Below are 12,737 nucleotides of genomic sequence, written 5' to 3' on the forward strand. Positions count from 1 at the left end.
ACCTAACCACCCAGCGCTTCACGGGCGCCATCGGTGGCAACAGAATTATGTGCGGCAGAGCTGAAGCGATCGTCGTCGCTAGTCAACGACGATCCCGGCATAGCGATCGAACCGTCGACGCTTGACCGTGAAATATTTTTTGCAAAGTACTCTTGCAGCACGTACACCTCGTGCGTATCGACGTGGTGCAACGCATCGACCGTCGCTTCCGCACCGGCGATCGTCGTATAAACCGGCAAGCCGGCGGCCAACGCCGACGCGCGGATGGCCCACGAATCTTTGATCGCGCTGCGTTTCTCGTCGACGGTAATTACGACGAGGGCGATTTCGTTTTTCGCGATCCGGTCGACGATGTGCGGCGAACCGTCGGCGACGTCGTTGACCGTCGTTACCGACACACCGGCGGCGCCGATAGCGGCGGCCGTTCCGCGGGTGGCGACGATCGAAAACCCGAGCGCCGCAAACCGACTAGCGACCCGGACCGCACGCATTTTGTCGCCGTCTTTAATGCTGATGAACACATTGCCCGATTTTGGAAACTTCACGCCTGCGGCCAATTGCGATTTGACGAAGGCCTCGCCGAAGGTCTTGCCGACGCCCATCACCTCACCGGTGGATTTCATTTCCGGGCCAAGGATGGTGTCGACGCCGGGGAACTTCACGAACGGGAATACCGATTCCTTGACGTTGAAATACTGCGGCACGACCTCGGACAGGATGCCCTGTTGGCTGAGCGATTGGCCGACCATGCAGCGCGCGGCGATTTTCGCCAGCGGCAAGCCGGTCGCCTTCGACACGAACGGCACGGTACGCGATGCACGCGGATTAACCTCGAGCACGTAAATCACGTCTTGGCCGTCGAGCCGCTGAATCGCGAACTGGACGTTCATCAAACCGACCACGTTCAAGCGATCGGCCATGGCCGCGGTTTGGCGCTTCAGCTCAGCGATCGTTTCCGCCGCCAACGAATACGGCGGCAGCGAGCAAGCGGAATCGCCGGAATGGATACCGGCCTGTTCGATGTGCTGCATGACGCCACCGATAAAATTGCGCTCGCCGTCGGAGATGCAGTCGACATCGACCTCGATCGCGTCGTGCAAGAACCGATCGAGCAATACCGGCGAATCGTGCGAAACCTTGACCGCCTCGCGCATGTAGCGCTGTAGATCCGCCGGCTCGTGGACGATTTCCATCGCCCGGCCGCCCAATACATAGGACGGACGCACGACCAGGGGGTAGCCGATTTCATCGGCCAAGGTCAGCGCGTCAGCTTCGGTGCGCGCCGTACGATTGGGCGGCTGTCGCAAATTGAGCGACTGCAATAACTTTTGAAAACGCTCGCGATCCTCAGCCATGTCGATCATGTCGGGCGACGTACCGATGATCGGCACGCCATTGGCGGCCAATGCCAACGCCAATTTGAGCGGCGTCTGTCCGCCGTACTGGACGATGACGCCGAGCGGTTTTTCCTTGGCGACGATTTCGAGCACGTCCTCGAGCGTTACCGGCTCGAAATACAGCCGGTCGGAGGTGTCGTAGTCGGTCGAAACGGTCTCGGGATTGCAATTGACCATGACCGTCTCGTAACCGTCTTCGCGCATCGCCAGTGCCGCGTGCACGCAGCAATAGTCGAACTCGATACCTTGGCCGATACGATTCGGGCCGCCGCCGAGCACGACGATTTTTTGGCGATTGCTCGGTTGCGCCTCGCATTCTTCGTCGTAGGTCGAGTACAGGTAAGCGGTATTGGTGGCGAACTCGGCAGCGCAAGTATCGACGCGCTTGTATACCGGGCGAATATTCCACGCCCAACGGCGCTCGCGCACGGCGGTATCGGTAGTCTGCAACAATGTCGCCAAGCGACGATCGGCAAAGCCTTTTTGCTTGAGCCGGCGCAGCGTGTGCTCCGTCAGCATGTCGAGCGACTGCGTTCGTAGCCACGCTTCGAGCTGGATGATTTCCTCGATCTGCGCCAGGAACCACGGATCGATATGCGTCAACCGCTGTACGTCCTGCAGCGAATAGCCCAGACGAAAGGCATCGCCGATATACCAGATGCGTTCCGGGCCCGGATGCCTCAGTTCACGGTCGATTACGGTGCGATCGTCGGTTTTCTCCTGAAAACCATCGGCGCCGACTTCGAGGCCGCGCAGCGCCTTGAGCAACGATTCTTGAAATGTGCGACCGATCGCCATCACTTCGCCGACCGATTTCATCTGCGTGGTCAGACGATCGTTTGCCTGCGGAAATTTTTCGAAAGCGAAACGCGGAACTTTGGTGACGACGTAGTCGATGGTCGGTTCGAACGACGCCGGCGTCGCGCCGCCAGTGATATCGTTGCGCAATTCATCGAGCGTGTAGCCGACAGCGAGCTTGGCCGCCACTTTGGCGATCGGAAATCCGGTCGCCTTCGACGCCAATGCCGACGAGCGCGACACGCGCGGATTCATTTCGATTACGATCATGCGACCGTCGGCCGGGTTGATCGCGAACTGCACGTTCGAGCCGCCGGTGTCGACGCCGATCTCGCGCAGCACGGCGATGCTGGCGTTACGCATGAGCTGGTACTCTTTATCCGTCAGCGTCTGCGCCGGTGCGACCGTGATCGAGTCGCCGGTATGCACGCCCATCGGGTCGAGGTTTTCGATCGAGCAGACGATGATGCAGTTGTCTTTCTTATCGCGCACGACCTCCATCTCGAATTCTTTCCAACCGAGCAATGACTCTTCGATCAAAAGCTCGCGCGTCGGCGACAAGTCGAGACCGCGCTGGCAGATCTGCACGAACTCGTCGCGGTCATAGGCAATGCCACCGCCGGAGCCACCGAGCGTGAAACTCGGGCGAATGATGGCCGGGAAGCCGATCTTCACTTGCACTTCCAGTGCCTGGTCGAGCGAATGGGCGATTTCCGAGCGCGCGCTGCCGAGGCCGATGCGGGTCATGGCCTGTTTGAACTTCTGCCGATCTTCCGCTTTATCGATCGCCGCCGGCGATGCGCCGATCAAATCGACGCCGTAGTCGGCCAAGACGCCGAGCGCATGCAACTCGAGCGCGCAATTGAGCGCGGTTTGCCCACCCATGGTCGGCAAAATCGCGTCCGGGCGCTCTTTGGCGATGATGCGCTGCAGAACAGCGGCGGTGATCGGTTCGATGTAGGTCACATCGGCCGTATTCGGATCGGTCATGATCGTCGCCGGGTTACTGTTGACGAGGATCACTTTGTAACCTTCTTGCTTGAGCGCCTGGCACGCCTGCGCGCCGGAATAATCAAACTCGCACGCCTGGCCGATAACGATCGGGCCGGCGCCAATAATAAGAATGCTTTGAATATCGGTACGCTTAGGCATGAACGCGGTTCTCCATCAAGCTGACAAAACGGTCGAACAAATAAGCCACGTCCTGCGGACCGGGCGATGCCTCGGGATGTCCTTGGAAGCAGAACGCCGGACGATCGGTGCGGGCCAAGCCCTGCAACGAACCGTCGAATAGCGATACGTGCGTGGGCCGGCAGTTTGCCGGCAACGACGCCGCATCGACGGCGAAGCCGTGGTTCTGCGAGGTGATCAAGACCTGCTTAGTATCGAGGTCTTGTACCGGATGATTGGCGCCGTGATGGCCGAAGCGCATCTTCAACGTCTTGGCACCGCTCGCGAGCGCCATGATTTGATGACCGAGGCAGATACCGAAAACCGGGATGCCGCGATCTATCAACTCGCGCGTCGCGCTGATGGCATACTCGCAGGGTTCCGGATCGCCCGGACCGTTGGAAAGGAAAATGCCGTCCGGTTGATACGCTAACGCGTCGCGCGCGGTCGATTGCGCTGGCAACACGGTTAGCTCGCAGCCGCGCTCGACCAGCATGCGCATGATGTTGCGCTTGATGCCGAAGTCGAAAACGACGACGTGACGCTTGGCCGTCGTCTGCTGTCGGTAACCGGTGCCGAGGCGCCATTCCGCCTCGGTCCACTCGTACGGTTGCTGCGTCGATACGACCTTCGCCAAGTCGGTGCCGGCTAATCCGGGAAAAGATTTAGCGAGCGCCAATGCGCGCGTCGCGTCGTCGGTCGTATCGATAATGGCACCCTGCTGAGTGATGACATTGGCACCTTGCTGAGCGACGACGATAGCTCCATGCTGCACACCTTTCTCACGCAGAATCCGCGTGAGCCGACGGGTGTCAATGCCGGCAATGCCGACGATGTTTTCGCTTTTGAGAAAATCGGCGAGTGATTGGGTCGAACGGAAATTCGACGCGAGCAACGGCAAATCTTTAATGATCAAGCCGGCAGCATGCACCCGACTCGATTCAACATCCTCGCCATTGATACCAGTATTGCCGATGTGGGGATACGTGAGTGTGACGATCTGTCCGCTATAACTCGGATCGGTCAAAATCTCTTGATAACCGGTGAGCGCGGTATTGAATACGACTTCGCCGATAGCGTGTCCAACAGCACCGATAGACACACCGCGAAAAAGGGAGCCGTCTTCCAGCGCCAGCGTGGCCGGCAGCTCTTGCGCAAACGGCCATCGATTTTCTTGACTCATTAGTGACCTCTATGACAAGGAATGTCATGCAATACCGCAATAAAAAAGCAGTAACGATTGCCGAGAAGGAGGGTGATAGACAACGACGATTGCGCACCGTCCGTGGCGCATTAGCCTTCCCTTGCTCAGTGTTATCAACGCGTCCTGCTGTTAGTGCAGACTGCCGATTCTGTCAACGAAATAACAATCAATAATTTTTATCCAAACAATAAACCCGGACTTATGCCTTAACAAAAACGAAATGAAACATATTACGTTCAGACAGCTGGCCATATTTTCTTCGGTTGCCGCCAACCGCAGCTTCTCGCGCGCCGCCGAAGACTTGCATTTAACACAGCCGGCAGTATCGATGCAGGTGAAACAGCTGGAGGAGTGGGTCGGCTTGCCGTTGTTCGAGCAAGTCGGTAAACGCATTTATCTCACCGAAGCCGGCACCACGTTGGCGCATCATGCGAACGCCATCGCCCAGCAATTGCGCGCTACCGACGAAGACTTGGCGGCGTTGCGCGGTGTGCGCGTCGGCCGACTCAACATCGGCGTCGTCAACACCGCCAAATATTTCGCACCGCGCTTGCTCGCCGAGTTCCGCCGGCGCTGCCCTAATATCGAGCTGCGCTTGAATGTGCAGAATCGCGAACGCACGATAGCGCTGCTGGCGGACAATCAAATCGATCTCGCCATCATGGGCAGCGCTCCACAAGAGATCGACACGATCGCCGAACCGTTTGCCGAGCACCCGCATGTGTTCATTGCCATGCACGACCACCCGCTCGCCAACAAACGGCGCATTCCGCCGCAGGCGTTGTTCCGCGAAAATTTTCTAGTGCGTGAGCCCGGTTCGGGAACGCGGCTGGTGACCGATCGCTATTTCGCCGAGCATAAGCTGCGACCGACGACGATGCTGGAGATGGATTGCAACGAGACCATCAAGCAAGCGGTAATGGCAGGCATGGGTATCGCCTTTTTATCGGCGCATGCCGTCGCCTTGGAACTGCAGGTGGGTCGTTTGGCGCGGCTCAGCGTTACCGGTACGCCGGTCGTGAGCGAGTGGTTCGCGGTGCGCCGCACCGAAAAGCGGCTGCCGCCGGTGGCGGAGGCATTTTGTGAGTTTCTGCACCGCGAGGGAAAGCGCGCGATGGCGCAATTGCTGAAAGGCAACGCCGTCGATTCGTCGCCGAAAAACGTAGTGCTTCCCGCTCCCCTTGTGGGAGAGGGAACGAGGGAGCGGGGAAATTGAAGAACAGCGGCCGATCTTCACCCTACACGGCGAAAGAGCAGGTCCCTAACATCACGTCCAGCCGCGCGGCCGCGCGACTCGAATCGGGTCAACGGCCGCGATGCCGGCCGTTCGGCATAACAGCCGCGACCGGCACTGTTCGACAACGTTGGCATCGCTTCCAACACTGCCAGCATTTGCTCGGCGTACTCTTCCCAATCGGTCGCGCAATGCAGATAGCCGTCGATCGCGAGCGCATCGCGCAAACGTTCCGCGAACGGCGGCTGCAACAGTCGACGCTTGTGATGCCGCTTCTTCGGCCACGGATCGGGGAAAAATAAATGCACGCCGGCGAGGCTGCCGGCCGGCAACCGCGCCAACACTTCATTGACGTCGGCATTGACGACGCGCACGTTGGCGAGATCGGTAGCCGCCAGCCGAATCAGCAAACTGCCGACGCCCGGGCGATGCACTTCGACGCCGAGAAAATTATGCGGCGGATGCGCCGCTGCCATCGCTAACAGCGCATCGCCGTTGCCGAAGCCGATTTCCAAAATAAGCGGTGCCGACCGCGGAAAAATCGTCGTCAACGATTGGTCGTCGAGCGTTAGCCCATAACGCGGCCAATAGGTTTCCAAGGCGCGGCGTTGCGCCTCGGTCATGCGACCTTCGCGCAGCACGAAGCTGCGGATCGGCCGCCGAGGCTTAGGAGTCTCTGTGGTCACTAACGGAACTCGGATAGAGCGGATGTACCGCCGAAATAATTAGAAGAACGTACCGCCAATCGGCGATGACGGCGACCCGTACTGCTTACGCGGCATACGGCCCGCAAGATACGCCTCGCGCCCCGCCTCGATGCCTTTCTTCATAGCACTCGCCATTAGCACTGGATTTTGTGCCAACGCGATCGCCGTGTTCATGAGCACGCCGTCGCAACCGAGTTCCATCGCCAACGCCGCGTCGCTGGCAGTGCCAACGCCGGCATCGACCAAAATCGGCACCTTCGCCGCCTCGACGATAAAACGAATATTGTACGGATTGCGGATCCCGAGCCCGGAACCGATCGGCGCCGCCAACGGCATTACCGCGACGCAGCCCATGTCTTCGAGCCGCTTGGCGACGATCGGGTCGTCGTTGGTGTACACCATTACCTTGAAGCCATCCTTAATAAGAATACGTGCGGCCTCAAGCGTCTGCGGGATATCGGGAAACAACGTCTTCTCGTCGCCCAACACTTCGAGCTTGACCAGATCATGGCCATTCAACAATTCGCGCGCGAGACGACAAGTGCGCACGGCGTCGTCGGTGGTGTAGCAACCGGCAGTATTCGGAAGATACGTGTATTTGTTCAACGGCAACACATCGAGCAAGCTCGGCTCGTTCGGATTCTGGCCGATGTTGGTGCGGCGAATCGCCACCGTCACGATCTCCGCCCCACTCGCCTCGACCGCACGCCGGGTCTGCTCCATATCCTTATATTTGCCGGTGCCAACGAGCAGACGTGAATGGTAGCGTTGCCCGGCGATAACCAACGCGTCGTCTACGGTCGGCTCACTGCGAGTCATTCCTGTCACCGATGTAACCATCTTTATCCTCCCCCAATCGCATGCACCACCTCGACCCGATCGGCCTCGTCGAGCCGGTGCTCAGTATGCCGGCTGCGCGGCACAATCTCGCGGTTTACTTCGACAGCGACGCGGCGTTCGGCCAGGCCCATAACGGTAAGTAGCTCGGCGACCGTCGGTGGCCGCTCGAATTGGCGAGACTCGCCATTGACGAGGATTTGCATGTTTAAGGTGGGTACAACTCGAAACTGGAAACTGCCCACACTATATGCGATCGGGCCTAATGGGCCAAGGTGCTAACCCATTAGGCCGGACTTGCCGTGGATGTTACCGGTAAATATCGGCGGGAATTGGATTACCCAGGTATTCCCAAATGTACGAGGTCAGAGTGACCGGATTGACGCCGTCGAGCCGCGCCCGTGTTGCACAAAAACCGCGCACTGTGTCGTTGCTACTCGGCGTATTGCCGGCTGGCGGGTCGTTCGGTTCGGCAAACACGGCCTTGATCTGTGCCTCATACGGCCACGGCCACAACGACTCGGTCGTTAGCTGGTCGTAACCGGCCTCGCCCCAGAGTGTGCCGCTTGCGCCGTAACGATAAAGAATGGTGGCGCCGATATCGCTGCCGCCGCTGCCGGCGGCGATTAGGCCCGAGCCGGGCTCGGGCCGCACGACGTAACGCAGGTTGAGGCCGGTCGTCACCGGATGACTTCCCTCCGCTTGCGCGGCCGGCGCGAAGGCGTTGTTCGTTTCGCTGGTCCAGCCTTGGTTGGTGCCGATACGTATGCCGGTGTTGTTATAAAAGAAGGTATTCGTCAGCTGCTTCGTGGGTGCGTGATCCCAATTGGTGTAACCGTACATTGGATTAACGCCGCTACGACCGATGGTCATGTGGTCGAAGATCAGCGCGGCGGTATCGACGTTACCGTTGGCACGCACGCCGGAAACGTCCGATGTCGTGTTCCAGATATCCCAAGCGACCGAGTGTTCGACCTTGATGTTCCGACCCGACAACTCCTTCACGAAGTAACCGGCGTAACCAACCTCAGTGTTCAGGACGATGCTGCCTTGAATGGTAGCGTTCATGGCGTTCTTCGGAAAATAGAAGCCGCCGTAAGTGTCGTTATCCGCAATCGGTCGCGGGCCGCGGCGACCATCGATGGCGATGCAATTTTGGAACAGGTGATCGCGTACCTCATCGACCAAGCCGTCGTTGCCGTAAACCGAGAAGGTCGCCTTCGGCTCGGTCGAATTGGTGTAGTCGATGCGGCCGACGACGCGCCGGAAAATATTGTTGCGCGAGGTGGCGCTCGGTCCACCGGTGATAAAACCGTAGCGCGCGGCACCGACACCAGCCGCGTCCTCGACCAAGTTGTAATCGCCGATCAACGTTACCCAACCGCCGTAATTGTCGACATTACCGACACGACGGAATATCGAGCGCGTGATTTTGTTGTGATGGCCGTAGATCCAACCCATATACGCCGGGTTAAGACTGTTCCGGATGTCGAAGATGAAACCGTCGACGTGGATATAACTATCGGTCACGGTTTGTCCGAGCGACGCCACGCTGCCTTGTAGAAATACCGGTGCGTCCCAGTAGTCCAAGCTTCCGGTGTTAAGGATACGTACCGAGAACGGTGTTTCCGCGCGGATGGTCGTAAACGCCGCCGGTGTGCCGCTCGCAATCGGTCGATGGCGAGTATTGATGAAGTTAGCCAAATCGAAATACTCGCCGGCACGAACGATGAGTGTATCGCCGCTTGCCAGCCGGCTGGCGCCATAAGCGATCGTGCGCCACGGTGCACTGCTCGATCCATTGTTGTTGTCGTTACCGCTGGTGGCGACATAATAAGTAGCGCCGCGGCCGATGTTGGCGACAAAACCGGCGCCAACGTTAATTGCGGCGTTGATCGTCACTTTGCACGACGGACTTACGCCGGAACAGGCGCCGGTCCAGCCACTGAACGTATAACCGGAATTCGCCGTCGCTGTCAGCGTGACTTCCGTGCCGTCGGTGTAGGACTGACTGCAGTCATTACCACACTCGATGCCGGCGGGGCCGGAACTGACACGACCCGAACCGGAAGCGGCAATCGTGAGCAGATAACTCGTCGGTGTAGGTGCGGGAGTCGGTTGCGGACTTGGCGTAGATGGCGGCGGAGAATCATTCGACGGCGTATCCGATGTGCTGCTACCACCACAACCGGCCAATAATACAGCGACCGCAAGAACTGCGGCCGCTACGCGCGAACGAATGGAGCTCATCGATGATCCCTTTTGACAATTGCTTATTTTTTCTTAGTGTTCTACTCGCCGCATGACATCAACGACGGCGGCAACGATTTCCCAAAATACGAGCGCGTGTAGCGACAGAACAAGCAGAACTTGATTGGCGGTCACAGCACTGGGATGAACGGAGGCAAAGCCAGCAAATAAATTTGTGGATTACTTACTCATCGAATCAAAGGGTCAGCATCGAATCAAAGGGTCAGTATCGTTGAAAAGTGCGCCACCGCCGATTGCATGCATCGATTGTTACCCGAACGTGATCGATGATGCGTTAATTTATCGATTCAACAATTCTGACACGAATGGCACTTACTTAAAGCAAAAGCCGAAGCCTATCCACCGCCACTCCCTCTCCCCTTGCGGGAGAGGGCCGGGGAGAGGGGTGATATTACATTGGTAAGGTTCCCCCTCTCCCGCAAGGGGAGAGGGAACGCTGCTGTTATGACGGTGAAATTTCTTAAATCAGTGCCATTCAATTCTGACACCTTGGTCCGGTTTCGAATTTTTCGAACAGCGCTAATACATCTGGTCCAGCTCGCTCATCATTAACCCGCCGCGCTTTTCGGGAGCACCCCGTCTTCTACAGTTTCACAGAGATGAAAATTCAGACCGGTTAGTTTGTGAGCAGAAACAAGCTCCTTCAACAATTCGCCTTTTACCACTGCCCTTTGATAAGCATGCGGATAGACAAATATCCGGTTGTCGGGAATTTTCTTCTCGATGAAGGTGGGGCGAGTAAGGATGCGCTTCCCGTTGGAAAGCTCCATGTAGTCGCTCTTTTCGAGACTTATCGCGTCGTCGATTCGATTAGTTACGTTCAGTAAGTACCATGGGTCAGTTCCTTCGCCGACGACTTCAATCGGCAGATACTCTGCGTCGCCGCTCAATGCAGGCTCAAGTATCGTTTTGGCGCGCTTGTTTAGCGCGATGTCGACGCCGGCGCCAATCACCAGAACAAAATCATTAATAACAAGATCCTTACGTTTTTGGTTATCATCTGGACACCAGACGAATTGAATCGGCTTCCAGTTTTTTTTCGGCATACCGCGAAATCGGGAATTGCTTGCATCCTGTTCCCGTGCAAAAACCAAATCGCCCTCTTTCGAGCCGCTATTCGCTGCACTAAGGCTGTAAATCGTCATAACTAAACCTCCTTCTTTCGCTGATTCTCTATCTCAACATGCAACGGAAAAACGCCATCCGTCAATTGTTTGGCGATATCTTGCAACAAAGTAACAATGTCGTCCCGCGTTGTGTCTGGAATTTGCGCCAATTCTTCAAGAAGAAACGTTATGTTCATGTACTAAGCGAGTCGTCGACACGCGCGACGCTGCGTTGCCTATCCTTATTGTTGAAAGGCGGCGGACAGATAGAGCTGGTTCCGAATGAGAGACGCAAATAGGGAACGACGGAAAAGAGCGGGGCGCGCAATGTGTTCGCGACGCCCTGTGGTGTTGATACTTAACCGGTGGCGCCCTTTGGCAGTAAGCCCTCTTCCAATGTTTCGCAGGGTGTAAACTTAAGCCCGGTTAGCTTGTGGGTTACGACAAGCTCTTTCAAACGTTCACCCCGCACTATTGCGCTGATATATGCATTCGGATAAACAAATACGCGGTTCTCCGGAATGCTTTGTTCATTAAAAACTGGGCGCTGCAACACACGTTTTCCGCCGGGAAGCTCAATATAGTGGCTCTTTTCGACGGACACCGAATTATCAATCCTATTAACAACGTTGAGCAAATACCATGCGTCAGTCTCTTCGCCTACTACTTCAACGGGTAGGAATTGCGCGTCGTTGCCCAACACAGGCTCAAGAACCTTTTTAGCCTTTTCGTTTAACGCCACGTTTACACCGGCGCCAAACACCAAAACAAAATCGCCAATTATTAGATTTTTGCGTTTCTGGTTCTTACGCAAAAACCATTGGAGACGAATCGGCTTCCACTCTGTTTTTGGTTGGCCTCCGAACCGATAAGCTGGCTCGTTCTTCTCTTCATATTCTTTGGTAAATACTAACGTCCCGCGCTTCGGGTCGTTGGTCACTGTATCAAGGATGTAAACAGCCATAGTCATGAGCCTCTTTAAACAGCTTTTCCATCGAGCCTATTCTTGAGCGGGAATGTTCCTTCCGTCAGTTGTCTAGCAATTTCCCGCAAAAGGTCGACAACATTCTGTTTCGTTGTGTCGGGGTCTACCGCCAGCCCTTCCAGAAGAAATTCTACATTGACATAGTAAACATTCGTATGGACCGTTTTATGCGCGCACGCGTTCGGCATATCCGGGTGTGGCACATTCTTTTTGCCCGATGGCAATGCGGCGCCGTTGCATTCATCATCAACCTCAATGCCAAACTGTCTGAGGATTGCCCGTGCACGCAGCGCGCGTAGGTCATTCCACGACACAATATGGTGATCGTCAGTGCCAGCCGGGCCGACACGACCGGCAGCCCACAGGCTCAAGTTCAGATAGGCAAGATGTTTGTTTCTTTCTCGGTTTTCGAGCCGTTTAGCCGCCTTTCTTTGGATCTTAATCAGCTTTCGGTGTTTGATTTGATATTCCTGGCGCTCCACCATAATCTGCGTCGGCGTTTTGCCGGCTTTTTTGCCGTTCGCGGAGCGCATGACTTCTTGCCATATCGCGTCCTTCAATTCCGTCATCAAGGTGCTCATCGCCTGATAATCTTCGCCGGCAAGGTGAAAAAGATCCTCTTCAAATTCCTCTAACGATAGCTCTTCATACGTAATACCGTCGATTGTCTTTATTGTCGACACAAAAGCCTCCTTCCTTAGCTGTTCAATTATTTTTTGGTATTCGTCGCCGTGTCGAAGGCGACCGATATGGGCGCTTGAGCCTTGCCTTGGTCGTCATAAGCCGTGTAGCGCGACTCTATTTCGACGAAACTGATCGTGATAATTTCGCGGGCTCTCCCACTAAAAATGTTATTCGCGCCACCAACGGTGTACTCGGTAATCAACGCATTCTTGGCGAGTAAGCCCCGGCAGTTACCTACCGGGGCTCCTCCAAGAACCGTGCTTGATAGTTTCCCATCACACGGCTCGCGCTGAATCAAAGGCTTGGTTTACCCGCACCCGGTTGCTCGATTGAATGATAAGGAT

Annotated in this window: 10 protein-coding genes; 1 reads left to right on the forward strand and 9 read right to left on the reverse strand. The window is 56.5% G+C overall.

Annotated features, from left to right (window positions below):
- Window positions 1-2: 2 nt before the first annotated feature.
- A complete protein-coding gene (gene carB / locus HY308_19730) occupies window positions 3-3,347 on the reverse strand; it encodes a carbamoyl-phosphate synthase large subunit (protein MBI3900493.1) in 3,345 nt (1,114 codons plus the stop codon).
- Window positions 3,340-4,548, reverse strand: coding sequence for a glutamine-hydrolyzing carbamoyl-phosphate synthase small subunit (gene carA, locus HY308_19735; protein MBI3900494.1), 1,209 nt, complete (start codon window positions 4,546-4,548; stop codon window positions 3,340-3,342). Before carA ends, carB begins: the two co-directional genes overlap by 8 nt.
- Window positions 4,549-4,789: 241 nt before the next feature.
- On the opposite strand from carA, the gene HY308_19740 reads away from it, so the two are divergent.
- Window positions 4,790-5,785 (forward strand): LysR family transcriptional regulator, encoded by a 996-nt coding sequence (locus HY308_19740; GenBank protein MBI3900495.1) that lies wholly within the window; start codon window positions 4,790-4,792, stop codon window positions 5,783-5,785.
- 17 nt (window positions 5,786-5,802) lie between these two features.
- On the opposite strand, the gene trmB is transcribed toward HY308_19740, so the two are convergent.
- The 7 genes from trmB to HY308_19775 all read right to left on the reverse strand — a co-directional run bounded on the left by trmB (window position 5,803) and on the right by HY308_19775 (window position 12,392).
- On the reverse strand, window positions 5,803-6,489 hold the full coding sequence (gene trmB, locus HY308_19745) for a tRNA (guanosine(46)-N7)-methyltransferase TrmB (protein ID MBI3900496.1): 687 nt from the start codon (window positions 6,487-6,489) through the stop codon (window positions 5,803-5,805).
- 39 nt (window positions 6,490-6,528) lie between these two features.
- A complete protein-coding gene (locus tag HY308_19750) occupies window positions 6,529-7,329 on the reverse strand; it encodes a thiazole synthase (protein MBI3900497.1) in 801 nt (266 codons plus the stop codon).
- 23 nt (window positions 7,330-7,352) lie between these two features.
- The gene (gene thiS / locus HY308_19755) at window positions 7,353-7,553 is read right to left on the reverse strand and encodes a sulfur carrier protein ThiS (protein ID MBI3900498.1); all 201 of its coding nucleotides are present in this window, start codon (window positions 7,551-7,553) and stop codon (window positions 7,353-7,355) included.
- A gap of 103 nt (window positions 7,554-7,656) precedes the next feature.
- A complete protein-coding gene (locus tag HY308_19760; protein ID MBI3900499.1) occupies window positions 7,657-9,597 on the reverse strand; it encodes a hypothetical protein in 1,941 nt (646 codons plus the stop codon).
- Between the two features lie 569 nt (window positions 9,598-10,166).
- Window positions 10,167-10,763 (reverse strand): hypothetical protein, encoded by a 597-nt coding sequence (locus HY308_19765; protein ID MBI3900500.1) that lies wholly within the window; start codon window positions 10,761-10,763, stop codon window positions 10,167-10,169.
- Between the two features lie 319 nt (window positions 10,764-11,082).
- Window positions 11,083-11,688 (reverse strand): hypothetical protein, encoded by a 606-nt coding sequence (locus tag HY308_19770; GenBank protein ID MBI3900501.1) that lies wholly within the window; start codon window positions 11,686-11,688, stop codon window positions 11,083-11,085.
- Between the two features lie 14 nt (window positions 11,689-11,702).
- Window positions 11,703-12,392: an AHH domain-containing protein gene (locus HY308_19775; GenBank protein MBI3900502.1), complete on the reverse strand. Its 690-nt coding sequence runs from the start codon at window positions 12,390-12,392 to the stop codon at window positions 11,703-11,705.
- Between the last annotated feature and the right edge of the window lie 345 nt (window positions 12,393-12,737).

The organism is Gammaproteobacteria bacterium (assembly GCA_016199745.1).
Lineage (GTDB): Bacteria > Pseudomonadota > Gammaproteobacteria > Acidiferrobacterales > Sulfurifustaceae > JACQFZ01.